General features: G+C 63.0%; 19 protein-coding genes. 8 read left to right on the forward strand and 11 right to left on the reverse strand.

What is annotated here, in order from left to right; translation table 11 throughout:
• Window positions 1–100 precede the first annotated feature (100 nt).
• Together AC5ZG5_RS38685 and recA are read right to left on the reverse strand one after the other, a co-directional pair.
• Window positions 101–1,081, reverse strand: a complete 981-nt coding sequence (locus AC5ZG5_RS38685) for a hypothetical protein (RefSeq protein WP_130228481.1) — start codon at window positions 1,079–1,081, stop codon at window positions 101–103.
• A gap of 107 nt (window positions 1,082–1,188) precedes the next feature.
• Window positions 1,189–2,277, reverse strand: coding sequence for a recombinase RecA (recA, locus tag AC5ZG5_RS38690; RefSeq protein WP_130228480.1), 1,089 nt, complete (start codon window positions 2,275–2,277; stop codon window positions 1,189–1,191).
• Window positions 2,278–2,536: 259 nt separating this feature from the next.
• Between recA and AC5ZG5_RS38695 the strand changes: the two genes are divergently transcribed.
• The 4 genes from AC5ZG5_RS38695 to AC5ZG5_RS38710 all read left to right on the forward strand — a co-directional run bounded on the left by AC5ZG5_RS38695 (window position 2,537) and on the right by AC5ZG5_RS38710 (window position 4,389).
• On the forward strand, window positions 2,537–2,716 hold the full coding sequence (locus tag AC5ZG5_RS38695) for a hypothetical protein (RefSeq protein ID WP_130228479.1): 180 nt from the start codon (window positions 2,537–2,539) through the stop codon (window positions 2,714–2,716).
• A 130-nt stretch (window positions 2,717–2,846) separates the two neighbouring features.
• Window positions 2,847–3,014, forward strand: a complete 168-nt coding sequence (locus AC5ZG5_RS38700) for a hypothetical protein (RefSeq protein ID WP_165435424.1) — start codon at window positions 2,847–2,849, stop codon at window positions 3,012–3,014.
• Between the two features lie 820 nt (window positions 3,015–3,834).
• Window positions 3,835–4,044 (forward strand): hypothetical protein, encoded by a 210-nt coding sequence (locus AC5ZG5_RS38705; protein WP_130228478.1) that lies wholly within the window; start codon window positions 3,835–3,837, stop codon window positions 4,042–4,044.
• Window positions 4,045–4,155: 111 nt separating this feature from the next.
• On the forward strand, window positions 4,156–4,389 hold the full coding sequence (locus AC5ZG5_RS38710; RefSeq protein ID WP_130228477.1) for a DUF6894 family protein: 234 nt from the start codon (window positions 4,156–4,158) through the stop codon (window positions 4,387–4,389).
• Between the two features lie 27 nt (window positions 4,390–4,416).
• Here the strand turns inward: AC5ZG5_RS38710 and AC5ZG5_RS38715 are convergent, their stop codons facing one another.
• Window positions 4,417–4,647: a hypothetical protein gene (locus tag AC5ZG5_RS38715; protein ID WP_028163513.1), complete on the reverse strand. Its 231-nt coding sequence runs from the start codon at window positions 4,645–4,647 to the stop codon at window positions 4,417–4,419.
• Window positions 4,648–4,727: 80 nt separating this feature from the next.
• The gene (locus AC5ZG5_RS38720) at window positions 4,728–5,006 is read right to left on the reverse strand and encodes a hypothetical protein (protein ID WP_130228476.1); all 279 of its coding nucleotides are present in this window, start codon (window positions 5,004–5,006) and stop codon (window positions 4,728–4,730) included.
• Window positions 5,007–5,198: 192 nt separating this feature from the next.
• Here AC5ZG5_RS38720 and AC5ZG5_RS38725 point away from each other — a divergent pair, with 192 nt between their 5' ends.
• Entirely contained in the window at window positions 5,199–5,660 is a 462-nt protein-coding gene (locus AC5ZG5_RS38725; RefSeq protein WP_028163515.1) for a PaaI family thioesterase, read from the forward strand.
• A 14-nt stretch (window positions 5,661–5,674) separates the two neighbouring features.
• Here the strand turns inward: AC5ZG5_RS38725 and AC5ZG5_RS38730 are convergent, their stop codons facing one another.
• The 3 genes from AC5ZG5_RS38730 to AC5ZG5_RS38740 form a co-directional block, all read right to left on the reverse strand.
• Window positions 5,675–7,690 (reverse strand): pyrroloquinoline quinone-dependent dehydrogenase, encoded by a 2,016-nt coding sequence (locus AC5ZG5_RS38730; RefSeq protein ID WP_456646078.1) that lies wholly within the window; start codon window positions 7,688–7,690, stop codon window positions 5,675–5,677.
• Window positions 7,691–7,757: 67 nt separating this feature from the next.
• Window positions 7,758–9,218: a caspase family protein gene (locus AC5ZG5_RS38735; protein ID WP_456646079.1), complete on the reverse strand. Its 1,461-nt coding sequence runs from the start codon at window positions 9,216–9,218 to the stop codon at window positions 7,758–7,760.
• Between the two features lie 132 nt (window positions 9,219–9,350).
• Window positions 9,351–9,584, reverse strand: coding sequence for a hypothetical protein (locus AC5ZG5_RS38740; protein WP_130228473.1), 234 nt, complete (start codon window positions 9,582–9,584; stop codon window positions 9,351–9,353).
• Window positions 9,585–9,730: 146 nt separating this feature from the next.
• On the opposite strand from AC5ZG5_RS38740, the gene AC5ZG5_RS38745 reads away from it, so the two are divergent.
• The 3 genes from AC5ZG5_RS38745 (at window position 9,731) to AC5ZG5_RS38755 (ending at window position 12,053) form a co-directional block, all read left to right on the forward strand.
• Window positions 9,731–10,144, forward strand: coding sequence for a hypothetical protein (locus tag AC5ZG5_RS38745; RefSeq protein WP_130228472.1), 414 nt, complete (start codon window positions 9,731–9,733; stop codon window positions 10,142–10,144).
• Between the two features lie 147 nt (window positions 10,145–10,291).
• Window positions 10,292–10,630 (forward strand): hypothetical protein, encoded by a 339-nt coding sequence (locus AC5ZG5_RS38750; protein WP_028163520.1) that lies wholly within the window; start codon window positions 10,292–10,294, stop codon window positions 10,628–10,630.
• Between the two features lie 199 nt (window positions 10,631–10,829).
• Window positions 10,830–12,053, forward strand: coding sequence for a GNAT family N-acetyltransferase (locus tag AC5ZG5_RS38755; protein ID WP_456646081.1), 1,224 nt, complete (start codon window positions 10,830–10,832; stop codon window positions 12,051–12,053).
• A gap of 117 nt (window positions 12,054–12,170) precedes the next feature.
• On the opposite strand, the gene AC5ZG5_RS38760 is transcribed toward AC5ZG5_RS38755, so the two are convergent.
• From AC5ZG5_RS38760 to AC5ZG5_RS38775, 4 genes are all read right to left on the reverse strand, one after another.
• Window positions 12,171–12,809, reverse strand: a complete 639-nt coding sequence (locus AC5ZG5_RS38760) for an NIPSNAP family protein (RefSeq protein WP_456646082.1) — start codon at window positions 12,807–12,809, stop codon at window positions 12,171–12,173.
• A 130-nt stretch (window positions 12,810–12,939) separates the two neighbouring features.
• Window positions 12,940–13,605, reverse strand: coding sequence for a DsbA family oxidoreductase (locus tag AC5ZG5_RS38765; RefSeq protein ID WP_456646083.1), 666 nt, complete (start codon window positions 13,603–13,605; stop codon window positions 12,940–12,942).
• A gap of 60 nt (window positions 13,606–13,665) precedes the next feature.
• On the reverse strand, window positions 13,666–14,487 hold the full coding sequence (locus AC5ZG5_RS38770; RefSeq protein WP_456646084.1) for a helix-turn-helix domain-containing protein: 822 nt from the start codon (window positions 14,485–14,487) through the stop codon (window positions 13,666–13,668).
• A gap of 410 nt (window positions 14,488–14,897) precedes the next feature.
• Window positions 14,898–15,416: a hypothetical protein gene (locus tag AC5ZG5_RS38775; RefSeq protein WP_456646085.1), complete on the reverse strand. Its 519-nt coding sequence runs from the start codon at window positions 15,414–15,416 to the stop codon at window positions 14,898–14,900.
• Window positions 15,417–15,567: the final 151 nt, after the last annotated feature.

Consider the following 15,567-nt stretch of genomic DNA (forward strand, 5'->3'; position numbering starts at 1 on the left):
TGCAGAATTGTAGGATGGGTAGAGCGCAGCGAAACCCATCGCGCCCGTGCGCTTGGCGGCAATGATGGGTTTCGCTGCGCTCTACCATCCTACGGCCGTGTCACGGCGCGACGAGCCTCGGATTCCAGCGCCAGAGGTTATCGTTGGTCAAATGTGTGCCGCCCCACCAGCGGTCGATCGGGTTGTGGCGGCTGAAATCTTCCTTGTGGGCGACGACGGCCTTGCCAAACTTAGTGAGCGACAGCCGGCTACGCAGGAGCGCCGTATGCCGGTCCCGCAAGTTATCCCGTCTGATCGTCCGCAGCTCTTCGTCGAGTCCCGCGACCGCAGGCGTCGGGCCGAGCCCAAGCCCGTCAAGCAGGTAACCCCGCTCCCACTCGTTGAAGACGCGCGTTTGGCGAAGCTTCCTGAGGTGGAAAAGCGGGTTGATGTTCGCATAGCCCCTTGAGATCAGCTCCAGCATCCGCATTTCCGTAGCACCCAGCCCGGTGGAAGCCGAGGGAAGCTCTTCGAGCAGATCAATCAGAGTTCGCCTGAGCATCGGCAGCGCACTCAAATCCTTGCCCAGGAGGTGAAAGCAAGGTTCTGACGTCGGCGCCCTATACGCCTGCCAGCTCATGCTTCCCGTTTCAAGCATTGCCCCGGTAACATCGACTTTGCGAACGTGCTGCGCGGCCGGCCCCTCGTGGTCCATCATGATCAGATCGAAGTCGACAATGCGCAACTTCAACTTGGCTGCTGTTTCCGGGTAGGAACGAAAGAAATCAAGCAGCAAGATCAGCTTCAACTGATCATCGGGCTCTGGATCAAACCATAGTTCGATAGTCTTGTATGGCTTGCAGAAGTCGACCAAGGCGAGGTCCTTGCGAGCTTCGCTGTCGTTGCGAAACTCGCCGACGAAGTCCGACCAATGAGATCCCGGACCGTGTTGCTCCGAACGCGCGGCGACATAGGTGGCGAGATCGTCGGGAGACGGCAAGCGCCCCCATACAAGACGAGTGGTGAAAGGAATGACAGCTTCAGCGAGGTCCATGCGCATGAGGCCGTAGCCGGACGAACTGGTCAGGATCAGGCGCTTCATGGCCCCCTCGGCAATCGCGCAAAAAACAAAACGGGCGCCGAAGACGTCGGCAACTCAACGTCCTCAGCGCCCGCTTCCCGCGAAGAAATCGGATATTTCGAAAAAACTTACTCTTCCGCCGGCTCCTCGCCGTCGGCGTCACGCTCGGGGGTGCCCGCGAGGATCTGCTCGGCGATCAGGCCGGAGTTCTGCCGGATCGCAAGCTCGATCTTGCTGGTGATATCGGGGTTGGAGCGGAGGAACGCCTTGGAGTTCTCGCGGCCCTGACCGAGCCGCTGGCTGTCATAGGAGAACCAGGCGCCGGACTTCTCGACGATGCCGGCCTTGACGCCGAGGTCGAGGATTTCGCCCATCTTGGAGACGCCTTCGCCATACATGATGTCGAACTCGACCTGCTTGAACGGCGGCGCCAGCTTGTTCTTCACCACCTTCACGCGCGTGGTGTTGCCGACCACCTCGTCGCGCTCCTTGATCGCGCCGATGCGGCGGATGTCGAGGCGAACGGAAGCGTAGAACTTCAGCGCATTGCCGCCGGTGGTCGTCTCGGGCGAGCCGTACATCACGCCGATCTTCATGCGGATCTGGTTGATGAAGATCACCATGGTGTTGGACTTGTTGATGGAGGCGGTGAGCTTGCGCAGCGCCTGGCTCATCAGGCGCGCCTGCAGGCCGGGCAGCGCATCGCCCATCTCGCCTTCGAGCTCGGCCTTGGGCACCAGCGCCGCCACCGAATCGACCACCAGCACATCGACCGCGCCCGAACGCACCAGCGTGTCGCAAATCTCCAGCGCCTGCTCGCCGGTATCCGGCTGCGAGATCAGAAGCTCGTCGATATTGACGCCGAGCTTACGCGCATAGACCGGGTCGAGCGCGTGTTCGGCGTCGATGAAGGCACAGATGCCGCCCTTCTTCTGCGCTTCCGCCACCGTGTGCAGCGCCAGCGTGGTCTTGCCCGACGACTCCGGCCCGTAGATCTCGACGATACGTCCCTTCGGCAAGCCGCCGACGCCAAGCGCGATGTCGAGCCCAAGCGACCCCGACGATACCGTCTCGATATCCATCGAGCGGTCGCTCTTGCCGAGCTTCATCACCGAGCCCTTGCCGAACTGGCGCTCGATCTGGGACAGCGCAGCAGACAGAGCTTTGGATTTATCCATAGAGGATCCTTCGACAATACGCAGCGTAGTGGCGGACATTGGATGTGCTCCTTATGACGGGGATTCGCTAGCGGGACAAACGGGGCGCGATTAAGAAATCGATGGTTTATTGCGTTGGAAATTCTGTACCACCTTTGTTCCATGTTCGCAATATGTTCTTTTTGCCCCCAGCCACTTCGAACCAAACCTGCACCGTCCGAGTTGCCCGTCCATCATCGGCAGCGGATCCGCCCCGTAGGCGTCGGTGGCTGAGAGACCAATCGCGCTCCCGCCTGCATAAATCTGAGGGAGCCCGAACATGATCGACTGGCGCACTCATATTTGCCGCCCTTCCCGGACACAGGACGATGTCATCGCTACACGGTCGCGCGAGATCGTCGCCCAGTCCTTCGAACTCCTCGAACAAAGTGCAAAGCCTGACACGTTCCTGGGACGTCAAACCTTTGAGCCGTTTCCGAGAGAGGGCGACAATCCGTAGTTCTCCGACCGAGAACGAAGTTCCTTTCGAGCTTAACGCAAGTTAGCGGGCATCCGGGTTTCCTTCCTTGCGAGGGAGCATCTCTTCCGTTCCGGAATTGTCTTTCAGACAGATCAGAACGGGAAATGCCATGAGGAACACGCTGCAAGACCCGCGCTACTGGCGAGAGCAAGCGGAGGAAACCCGTACCAAAGCAGAGTCGTTTGCGTACCGTAGCTCGCGCGAAAGGCTGCTTAAGATCGCCGAAGAATATGAGCGGCTGGCTGTCTACGCCGAGCAATGGCAGTTGCAGCAATAAGGCCGCCATCCCGTCGAGATGGTTGGGAAGAACTAGCAGTCGTGAACTCGACTGCGATCGATCAGGCGCTCGCGCAAAGCTCGTCGCGTGCCTTGCGAAGGTTCCTCGAACACGCGCTCCAGATCGACGCTTGCGCGCAATGGCTTGCTCGCTGGCATCCGATCGCCGCCAACGGCAAGCACTGGAGCGACAGCCCGCGCAGCCTGCAGTCCCATCGCCCAGCTACGATTGCTCCGCCCCGATGACAGCGATCGTCCGCGACTGAAACCCAATGTGGGCGAGCACTGGGTGTCCATGTACCGATCGAGCCCGCGCGGGCGCCGTAGTTCTCCGGACAAGAACAAAGTTCCATCAAAATGTTCGCGATTTGGTGCATCTGCCCGAGAACGCACGAGTTTTCGAACGGGCCTGCTTGACGGTATCCCTCCACACCTGACGGGATCGTAGAGTGCTTCCGGCTCCTCGGACGACAAGTTGCTCGTCGGTCCGGACGCGTCCGAGCTTGCCCAAGGGCCGCCGCGGCTACCACGTTTCGAGATGGTTCCGTCACGCATCGCATGACGCAGTTTGATCGACCGCGTCGGCAACGGCGTGTCCAAGCGGAACTGCCAAACCCTGGGAAAAATATGCAGCCGCTGGAACGGTCGAATTCGATCGATGTTAACCTGCGTTAAACTCGGGGACGGCGATTGAGGTTTGGGAATACCGGGACTGGCGATCGGATCGCGCAAGGCTGCGGCAACTGCCCTTCGGCAGACTGCAAGGTGGCGCAACATTCGTTCGGCCCGGAATACCGCCGGGTGTGCGCGGAGCCTAAAAGATGATCCATAAAGGCGTCGAATATACCGTCACACCGGCCACCCCCGGTGTGTGGAAGTGGCAGTTTCAGATCGGCGATACAATCAAGACCGGCAAGACCGAGGCGAAGCTTCAGTTGCTCGCGATCCGACGGGTTCAGTTACGCATCGACCGCGAGCTGAAGAAAGCCAGCCGCGAAGCGAGCAGCGCCGCAGGCTCATCATTGCGCTGACAGCACTCCCGTAAACAACCGGGATTGATCTTTCCCCCGTCAGGACCTCCACTGAGTTTTTACTCCCAGTGGGTTGCCGGTCGGCGGCCATTGATGCGCCGGTGCCATCTCATGCCGCTCTATTTCTTTCGCATCCGAACCGCCGACGGCACCGGCATCTGCAACGACGGTGCCGAGTTCGCTGATCGCGACGCTGCGTGGAAGGAGATGACGCGTGTCTGCGCCGACATGATCGGCGGCGTGTCGCGTCATCTTCAGGAAAATGCGGAGTGGCAGATAGAACTGCTGGACGAGGCCAAGAGCCTGGTCTTCCGGATCCGGCTGGTCGCGAAAACGCTGGAGTAGATCAACACGGTTTGGGAGTCTGGCTCGTCAATCGGCGCTGGCGAGACGACGCATCGTGAATTCGATCCGGTCGCCGGGCAATTCGCGCCAGCTTTCCACCGCGCTCATATAGGCGGCCTTCGGATACCGGTTGAGGAAGTCGCGCGCCTTCAACCGCGCCTCGTCGCGTGGCAGGGTAAAGGTCTCGCGCAGGAAGCCGTCGCCCCGCTTTCGCCGGGCGGCCATTCGGCTCGCGAGATCACGCGGACGCAAGGCCATGTCGCAATTCCAAACCAGGTGACGACAGGCCAAATATAGGGCGAGCGGAGACCGAATCCGAGTCTCCGCGCGGGCCGGCGCTACTGCTGCGCGCTGCCCGTCTTGGTCTTCGGCTTGGCCGGGGTAGCGGCTTTGGGGGCCTCGCTCCGCACATTACCCCACGGATCGGATGAGGTCTTGGCATCCGGAATCTTCTTCAGCGATTCCCTGTAGGCCTTGTCCCTGACCTGGTCCTGCTCGATCTCGTCCGGCGTCTTCGTCGGCCCGTCGGAAAGCAGATTGATATGGGGGGTCGATATTTGCGCGTAGGCCGGTGTTGCCAGCATCGCCACGACAGCGATGGCGCCCAGAATTCTCATGAAATGCTCCCTTGCTACTCCCCTGGGGATTGGCCTCGCGTATAGCATCGCCCAAGCCGCACCGCAAAGCAGCGCCTCGGGCGCGATCCGGCGCCAAAAGTCTGGCAATTTCAAGCCGGCCGCCCTGCTGTTCCCTTGCCCGAAATGCCCTCTAGAATACCGTCATCATCCAGGGAGAGGAACGAGCACCCCATGCAGCAGGAAGAGGTCACGGAATTCGGCATTGATGATGCGCGGCGGGTGCTGGCCGAGGTCTTCGCCCCCTGGGTGCTCGATCTCAATCTCTCGATCGAGGGCTTTGATGCTGCGCCGCCGCAGGAGGCCGGCGCCGATTGGCAGCCCGGCGCGCTCTTGCGCATGCCGTTCTCCGAACGGCTGTGCCGCAACGGCGGCGTCGTCTGCGGTCAGGCACTGATGGCGTTCGCGGACACCTCGATGGTGATTGCCAACCTCGCCGCCAACCGCAGCTATCGGCCGATGACCACCGTCGACCAGACCACGCATTTCATGCGCGCGGTCAGTGCCGCCGACGTGCTGGCGGACGCCCGGGTCGTCCGCCTCGGCCGCACCATGAGTTTCGGCCGCGTCACGCTGCTCTCCGCCACCGACAACAAGCCGGTGGCGATGGTGTCGAGCGCGTTTGCAATGCTGTGACCGCACAGCATTGCTTAGCGAGCATCGCTCCGGCGACGCCAGCGCCACGCCCCAGCCGCGATGAGCGCAACAACGAGCCCCGCCGAAATCGCACCGCCTAGGAAGCGTCCGCCCGGCCGGTCGATCGTGCGCGACCACAGCGATGGCGCTTCGCCCTGCCGCGGCAAACGGAAAGCCACTACGCTGTCGCCGATCGTGGTGCCCGCTTCCGAATGGCCGCCGGCGCTGATCACGACATATTGCTCGCCCCTCCACAGATAGGTCATGGGATTGGCAACGCCGGGCACCGGCAGCCGGCCCTGCCACAACTCCCGGCCGGTTTTGGCATCGAACGCGCGCAGATAAGCATCCATCGCGCCGGTGAAGACGAGCCCACCCGCGGTGACCACGACGCCATTCACCAGCGGCGTGCCCCAGGGGCGTGCAATGCCGAGCGGCGCGCGATCCTCCGTCGTGCCGACCGTCGAACGCCAGAGAATCTTGCCGGCCCTGAGGTCAACCGCGACCATCTCGCCCCAGGGTGGCTTGTTGCACAGCAATCCGAGCGGCGACATCACCACTGCGCGCGACATCGCGAAAGGCGCGCCCTCCTGCCGGCCGAAATCATGGCCGGGCGGCGGATTGAAGCCAATCGCCTGCTCGCGCGGGATCAGCTTCACCAGATGCACGGCACGGCTGACATTGGCGTAGAGGATCTGATGGACCGGATCGAACGCGACGCCGCCCCAGTTCACGCCGCCGCCGGTGAATGGAAACAACAGCGTGCCTTGCGTCGATGGCGGCGTGTACAGGCCCTCGCTGCGCGCGCTTGCAAATTGCTCCTTGCAGGTGGAGCGGCCGAGCAGCGGAAACGGATCGAACGCGTCGTCGACCGAGATCTTCTGTGGCACCAGCGTCGGCACATGGGTCGGGAATGGCTGCGTCGGCGAAGGCCTCTCGCCCTCCGCCGTGCCTTGCGGCACCGCGCGCTCCTCGACCGGCCACACCGGCCTGCCGCTGTTACGGTCGAGCACGAAGAGGAAGCCTTGCTTGGTCGGCTGGATCACGACATCGCGCATCGCTTCGCTGACATCGATCCGCGCCAGCGTCGGCTGCGCCGGCAGGTCGTAGTCCCATAGATCGTGATGCACGGTCTGGAACGACCACACCAGTTCACCCGTCTCGATCCGCAGCGCGACGACCGAGTTGGCATGCTCGTTGTTGCCCGAACGCTTGCCGCCCCAGAAATCCGGGCTCGGCGACGTCGTCGGCAGGAACAGCAGGCCGCGCACTTCATCCACCGACATCGGCGCCCAGACATTGGCGTGGCCCGCCTCAATGCCGTCATGCCGCAGCGGATCGAAATTCCAGCGCGGTGCTCCGCTGCGCGCATCGAAGGCGCGCACCACGCCGCGCGGTGCGTCGACGCGGCGGTTGTCGCCGATCGCAGAGCCGACCACGATCACGCCGCGGCCAACCACCGGCGGCGAGGTCACCTGAAATTCGCCCGGCCATTCCAGCGTCATGCCGATATCGAGCCTGACCTCGCCGGCATTGCCGAAACCGGTGCAACGAATCCCGCTCTTGGCATCGAGTGCGATCAGACGGGCATCGTTGGTGCCCATGAATATCCGCGATCGGCAAACGGCCCCCGCAGGCGCATTGTCGTCGACCCAATAGGCGACGCCGCGGCAGACATAGCGGTTGGCGGGACGCTGGCGGGTGCTGATACCGGGATCGTAGCGCCACTTCTGCGCGCCGCTCCCGGGATCGAGCGCGATCACCTCGTTGAACGGCGAGCAGAACACCAGGCTGTCTTCGACGAACAGCGGCGTCGCCTGGAATTTCGTCCGCCGCATCACCTCTGGCGCGCGGCGGTCGAGATCGCCGGTCCGGAATTCCCAGGCGCGGATCAGGTTGGCGACATTGTCAGGCGTGATCTCTTTGAGCGGCGAGAAGCGCGATCCGCCGCGATCGCCACCCCAATGCTCCCATGCAAGGGCCGGCGTCGCGACACACAACACGGCAAGCAGGCGGACGAGATGGCGCATGGCGTCCCGCTGAAGATGCGGTCATGGACTGCTGCACCTTCCCCGGATGATTTACGCCATTACCTGGTCAGTATCCACTCCTGCGACCGCTCCAGCCATCGCCGCCGCGGCCGCCATAGCCACCATAGCCGCCGGGCCGGCCATAGCCACCGCCGACGCCGATCCCGATTCCGATCGAGACCGGCGGTCCGGCGGGTTCGTAGACGACGCGCGGCGGCGGACGGCGCACGACCACGACGTCCTCCTCCTCGACGAAGCGGCGCGGCGGCGTGCTGGCGCGCTTGGGCGGCGCCGGCTCGGCGCGCTTCCTGGCCGGCGTATCGACCCTCTTGATCGGCGCCGGTTGCGACGGCGCGTTGCAGGGACAGGTCAGCGCGGCGTTGGTCGCGGGCACGCTGACGGGCGCTGCGAGAGCCAGCGCCATGTTCGGGCGGTTGCGCTGCCGCTCCTCCAATTTGCGCGCGGTCGCGGTGAGATCGCTGTCCGGATATTGGGCGAGGAACGCGCGATAACCGGCCGCGGTGTTGATCAGGACGGCGTTGTTCCAGGCCACCATGCGGCGATGGCGATCGAGCCAATCACGCGCCTGCAGCCCGCGCGGCGTCGAGGCATAGAGCGCAGCAAAGGCTTCATAGGCCTCGTCGGTGCCGTCGGCGACGATGATCTCATTGGCCGTGTCGACCGGCTTGCCCTGCAAATCGCGCTTCCACTCCTCGACCGTGCGCTTGGCCGATGCGAGTTTCGGCGCGGCAGTGTTGGTGCCGGCGGCATCAGCTACGAAGCGGAAATCTTCGGTCAACGACGAACTGTCCCACGGCGTCTGCCGGCCAGCCGTCGCCTTGTTCACCGCGACACGAACGCGCTTGAGGGTCTCCTCGATCGGCGCCGGCTCTTTCGCTGCCGCGAGCAGCGCCGTCGTGTAGGGACTGTTGCTGCCGTCGCCGTCTTCGGCTTCCGCACCGGGCGAGGTCGAGAACGACACGAAGGTGCCGGGCGCGCCGGTCTTGGCGTCGACAATCGCAAGTCCCTGGCCGGCGCTCTTGAGCTGCGGGAACGGATTGTTGCGGCACGCATCGAGCAGAAGGATGCGCATCTTGCTCGGCACCGAATTCAGCGTGTTCAGGACATCATTGAGGCGCACCGCCTGGATCGGAATGTCGGCCTCGCGCTTCGGATCGACGTCGGTCGGAACGAGGAAATTCTCGCCATCGACCTGCAGGCCGTGTCCGGCATAGAACACCAGCGCCACCGTGTCGGCGCCCTTCGCCGCGACCTCGCCGGCGAATTCGCTGACTTTGGCCCGCAATTCATTCTGCGAGAGGTCGGACGCCGATAGCACCTGGAAGCCCGAATCTGTGAGAAGTTGCGTCATCGCCTTGGCGTCATTGGCCGGGTTGGGCAGCACCGGCACTGATTTGTAGGCGGATTGTCCGATCACCAGCGCCAGCCGGTTCTCGGCCAAAGCGGGACAGGCGCCGAGCAGCACGGCAGCGGAAACAAGCAGTCTGGCGAGCGAGCGGCGCGACATCGAACGATCTCCGGCAATGCGATGGCTTGCCGGATTGGTCGTGAGGTTTGACGGCAAGGTTCATGCGCCGGCTCACGTGTCGCACGACCCCATCGACATTGCCGCATTATTCGACGATGGATTGCCGTCAGATCACTTCGATTTCTTCGCAGGCTCCGTCGGCCGCGCCACGCCCCAGGGATCGTATTTCTCCTTGGGCTCGGGGATGCGTTCGAGCGCGGCCTTGTAAGCCTTCTCGTCGACCTTCGGCTTGCTGTCCTGCTTGCTTCCGGCCGCGTCGCCGCGATGCCGCTTGCCGCCCATCTGGGCATGGGCTGGCATCGCCATCAGCGCCAATACCGCCGCGGCGACCGTTAACTTGCGCATTGTTACTCTCTCCCTGCCACTCCGCCCCGGTATCTTCATACTGGAAAACGGCAGCATGGCGTGCCCCGGACCAATTCAGCAATAGTTGATCGATAGCGCGCCGTTCGGGGGCAGCCAAGTTTATTCGCGCAGGGTAAGTACCTCGAATGGGGTGGGACAACGCTCGCATTACATTGCTGTTAGGTTTGGCGGCTACGCTGGCCGGTTGCGGCTTCGTGGATAGCCGCTCGCCGCTGCCAATGCCGGCGTTCTTGCGCGCCAGGGAGGCCGAGCCGCCGCCGCTTGAAGCGCCGCCCGATATCAAGCGGCTGGTCAGCGAAAAACTGGACTCGGTGTTCGTATCGACGTCGCGTCCCGCCAATGTTCGTGTCTCGCAGCCGCTGCACGATCTGCGCGGACTGGGATGGACCGCCTGCGTGCGCGCTGAACTGACATCGGTGATGGGCCAGCCCTTGGGCACGCAGACCTATCGCGTCTTCATCAATGAAGGCGCCATCGCCGACCGCCGCCGGATCGACAGCGACGATACTTGCGCGACGGAGAATTACGAGCCGATCTGATCTCTGTTCGCCGACGACTGAATTGTTCCACCTCGGTACAAGCGCGCGCGCAACGGAACCGATCGCGCTAAGCCAGTTCCTTCGGAACGAAACCCTCCGCGCAGCTTTGTCAGCCGAGAGGGCAGTATCTTATGCGGAGGCGGAACCATGAAGACATTTGCAATCGCTTTGCTGGCCGGCGTCGGCGCGTTGTCTGTCGGCAGCGCTGCCAAGGCCACGGACATCTATAGCACCACGGAGTACAGCAACCCTGAACTCGTGCAGCATGTGCGCATGGTGTGTGACGATGACGGGAACTGCTATCGCACCCGCGGCGGTAGGCGCGTGATCGTCCGCGATTCCTACAACTACATGCCGCGCGAGCGTTACATCGAGCGCCGCGAATATCGCGACCGCGATTACTACGATGGCGGCCCGCGCGCGGGTGTCGGCATTCGTACGCCCGGCGGGACCGTGGGTATTGGCGTCGGTGACGATCGCTGGTAAGCACTGAACAAGACAAAAGGGGCCGCCGAACGCATTTCGGCGGCCCCTTTTTGGTGAACGATCCGTTAACAGTACCGCTTAAATTGCAGCGCCGAACCAACCGTATTTTGCATTTCTTCCGCTAGCTTTCCGGTAAGCGCGATCACGAGGGGCGACGTTGACAGTCCCTCCATCGCTCACGCACGGGGAAGCGGGGAAAGTGGCCGAGATCGCCGACAAAGCGGTTATTGATCGCGCATCGAGCGACGATGCCATGCCTGCGCGTGCGCCGGCGAGCGGCAGTCCCGCGCTCGCGCCGCTTGCCGATATTCCCATGAGCCAATGGCGCGCGCTCGCCGAGCACGTGGCCGAGCCGAATGCCTACTACCTGCCGGATTGGGTCTTGGCGGTGAGCGCCTCCGCTCGCGGCCGCACAGGCGCGCTCGCGCTCAGCGCCTTCAGCGATGCTCCGCTCGCCTATGACGGACCGGCGCGGATGATCGGGCTGTTGCCGGTCGTCTCGCTGTGGCGCGCTTATAAAATCCCCCTGCCCGCGCTGGTGAGCGCACAGCCCTATGGCACGCTGTGCACGCCGCCGCTCGATGGCGAGGTCACTGAGGCAGCAGCGGAGCGGCTGATGCAGGAAGCGCGCAAGGCTGGTGCGCATGCGCTGATCCTGCGTGACATGTCGCTGGACGGCAAAGCGATGCGGGCCTTCACCGAAGTGCTGCGGCTGAACGGCATGCGTCCGCGCCTGATGCAATCATGCCTTCGCGCCTGCCTCGACGCGACGCGCAATGCGGACGAACTGCTGCTCGAAGCACTCGGAACCAAGAAGCTGAAGGAGCTGCGCCGGCTGCGTCATCGTCTCGACGAACACGGCGCGGTGCATTTCGAGGCGGCGCGCTCGCCCGATGACGTCGCAGCCGCGCTCGAAACCTTCCTCATCCTCGAAGCCAGCGGCTGGAAAGGCAAGCGCGGCACCGCGCTCGTCCAGCACGATGGCGACGCCACCTTCATCCGTCGCGCCACCGCGGCGCTTGCCGAAACCGGCCAATGCGAGATCGTAACGCTCCGCGCCGGCGACACCGCGGTCGCAGCCGCGATCGTGCTGCGGCACCAGGAGCGCGCGTTCTATTTCAAGCTCGGCGTCGACGAGCGCTTTGCCAAATATTCGCCGGGCGTGCAGTTGACGCTCGATCTCACCCGCCATCTCTGTGGCGATCCGGCGATCCGCTCGGCGGATTCAACCGCGGCGCCCGAACATCCCATGATCAACCCGATCTGGCGCGGGCGCCTTGCCATCGGCGACGTCCTGATCCCGCTGCGGCGACACGATCCGCTCGTGCCAATGATCCATACCGCCCTGGCTGTGCACCGTTTTGCGGAGGAAGCCGCACGTAGCGGTGTTCGGTTCATCAGAAATCGCGGCAAGTCCCATTAGCAATCGTAGCCCGGGTGAAGCGCAGCGTAACCCGGGGCCGCTCGCCCTGGTGAAGCAGCCGTCCCGGGTTGCGCTGCGCTCCACCCGGGCTACGGGTCACGGCATTCGTCCCGCAACTCATTGCAACGGCGTGTGTGGCGCGGGCAGCATGATGGTCGAGTGCATCTCGTCGAGCAGCGGGCCGCCTTTGGCGAGGAATTCCTGCCATGCCGGATCTTTCAAGGCGTTCGCGCGGGCTTCAACACGCGCATTGAGACTGGGATAAGCCCAGATGTGGCAGACTTCGTTCGGCTGGCCTGCCTCGGTCTGCCAGAGGCCGACGATCTTGGAGTATTTCTCGCGCGCCGGCAGCGCCTCCATGAGCGCTTCGAGCCATAGTTTGATCGCGCCGCCCGGCTTGGCGCGATAGTTGCGGAATTCATAGATGTTGCCCGTCGATGCCGGAGCAACCGGTGGCTTCACCGCGTTGAGCAGGCGGATATCCTGACGCTGCAGCAGCGGGCGGATCAGCGGAACATACTCGCCGGTCCAACGCGGATTTTTGGCGAGCTCGCCGCGCAGCCTGCTCCGCTCGTCAAAATCCTTATAGCTCCACAGGTGCATGACCTGATTGAGTGGACCGATCTCGGTCGTCCAATAGCCTTCGAGCTTGCCGTAGTCATCCTTGCGGATGTCGCGCGACACGGTGCTCGCTGCTTTCACCACCTCGCCGAGGGTCCCGGGCTTCACCGTGTAGGTCCGGAGCTCATAGAGCATGACGTTCTCCCAATTTTCTTTTGATGTTTTTTGGTTCGTAGCCCGGGTGAAGCGCAGCGTAACTCGGGACTCTCGAAGACGCTGATGCAGGTGTCCCGGGTTGCGCTAAGCTCCACCCGGGCTACGGGCGCTACTCCGCCGCCTCGGCGTTGATCTCGGCCGATACCTGGCGGATGGCGCGGGCGAGTTGCTCGGCCGGCTGCGCGCCGGAAACCGCGTATTTCTGTGCGAACACGAAGGTCGGCACGCCGGAGATGCCCTTGTCGGACGCCTCCTGTGCCTGCGACGAGATCAGCGCGACATCTTCATCGGTTGCGAGGCGCCCGCGCACGTCATCGGCATCGAGCCCGACATCCGCCGCTGCCTGCACCAGCACGTCGATGTCGGTGAGGTCGCCCCCGTCGCGGAAGTAAAGCTCCATCAGCCGCTGCTTCATCTCGGCGGCCTTGCCCTTGGCCTCCGCCCAATGGATCAGCCGATGGCAATCGATGGTGTTGGGCTGGCGCTTGACGAGATCCGGGTGATAGGTCAGCCCCTCCTCGCCCGCGGCGGCGACAACGCGCCCGGCGATGCCCTTGTAGGCCTCGACCGAGCCGAACTTCGCGGTGAGATATTCGTCGCGGCTGATGCCCTCGCGCGGCACCCAGGCGTTGAGGAAGAACGGGCGCCAGCCCACTTCAACCGGCACATCCGGCACCAGCTTGAGTGCATTCTCGATCCGCCGCTTGCCGATATAGCACCAGGGGCAGACGACGTCGGAAACGATGTCGAGGCGAAGCGGCTTCAGGGTGCTCATCGGGCGTTCCTCCGCTGGAAAGACGCAGAGATAAGCCGCGAAGGGAACCCCGACAACCCGCTATTTCATGGCGTCAGCCATCTGCTTCAGCCGCTCGGCGGTCAGATCGTCGGCGGGAAAGAAGGTTTCCAATGCCAGTTCCGACAGCGTGATATCGACCGGCGTGCCGAATACCATGGTGGTGGAGAAGAAGCTCAACACCCCGCCATCGTGGCGCAGCTTGAGCGGGATCGCGACGTTGTCCAGCGGCAGCGGCCCTGAGCGTGCCGGGATCGGATAGCTCTTCAGGTCCTGGTAGAGCCTCAGCAATTCCGGATCGGCCGTTGCCTCGCATTGCCGGTGCAATCGCTCCAGGAGGTGTCCGGTCCATTCGGCGAGATTGACCGTGCGCGCCGCCAGCCCTTCGGGATGAAAGGCAAGCCGGAGGATGTTGAAGGGCTGGCCGAGCAGCCGCTGCGGAATGCCCTCGAGCAGCGGGGCCACCATGCGGTTGGCGGTGACCAGATTCCAGTGGCGATCATAGGCCAGCGCGGGGTTCGGCTCATGCGCCTTCAACACCAGATCGATCGCCTGCCGCGCCGATTTCAGCGCGGGATCGTCGAGCGAGCGCTGCGGGAAGGCCGGCGCGAAACCGGCGGCGACCAAGAGCACGTTGCGTTCACGCAAGGGTACCTCCAGCCGTTCGGCCAGCTTCAGCACCATCTCACGCGACGGCGCGGCGCGGCCGGTTTCCACGAAGCTCAAATGACGCGCCGAGATATCCGCCTCGATGGCGAGATCGAGTTGGCTCAGATGGCGGCGCTGCCGCCATTCTCGCAAGTGCTCGCCGACATGGATCGGCCTGGTTGGTTCGGCCCGCGCCGTGGATGCATGTGCGTTCATGCACGAAAAACTACCACGCGGCCTTCGGCCATTCCATTACGTCCGAGGTAATAGTTTTTGGCCCTCACCTCCTTGAAATCATACGATTTTCGCTCAACGACTCTGGTCTGATACCAACAGAAATACCAACAACGTTGAAGTCACTGCTAACGGCCCGCTGCACGGCCGTCGCGTTATGGGCTTCGAAGCCGGTACTTCCTTCAAAGCCGAACCGCGCATACTCGAAACGGAGTGGTTGTAAGGTCGCCGCCTCTGATGAGGGTTGAGAAACGCTGTATGAATTTTGCAAGAGACAGGCTTTACCGGCACGCACTGAAATCAAGGATACGAGAGATAAAGAAAAGTGCGAACCTGATCGGATGTGTCGAGGGCCTCCCCGATCTTACCACAATCCCCTTGAAGTGGACCTGCTAAAGCATTCCGTCCTTTTCCCGGCTGCTACGACGGCGGTTGGGCGCTCTATTTAGTAGGCCGGCAAGCCGCAAGCCTTCCAGGATGCCCTCCAGCCGCTGCACACGGATCATCGCAGCAACCATTGAAACGGCGTCCTGCTGTTGGATCGTGAAGTGCACATCCGGAAATTGCTCAGACATCGCCTCCAAGAATGTCTGCGGGTTGGTAACGTGATCTCGAACCGCATGTGCCGCTTCCTCCGCGAGGTACGTCGCAAGATCGCCATCGACGAGCCCGACGAAATTGAAGTCATAGCGGGTGCGCTCCTTGATCGATTGCCGAATCAGCTCGCTTTGGTGTTTTGCCTCAACGAAGAGCATAAAGACCGCATCGGGCAGGGTGTCGCGCGGCACGTTCTTCAAGTCAGCAATTCGCGCGTAAATGTCCTTCCCTGCCCGCTCGTTCTGCTCGAATCGGGCTTGAACCTCCTGGGTCTCCTGCTTCCGCAGCATTTTCTTCCGCTTCTTTCCGAACATCGCACCTCCTCCGAGCGGCGATATAGTTCGGTTCTCGCAAAAGATCAAAACGGCGTCTGGTAATCGTGGGCGGATTTAAAGGGACTGTGACGGCTGGAAGAAAGACAACGCGTTGCTAGCTCCGCATGAAAGGGCTCGTGCGACAACGCCA

The organism is Bradyrhizobium sp. Ses1 (assembly GCF_059512365.1).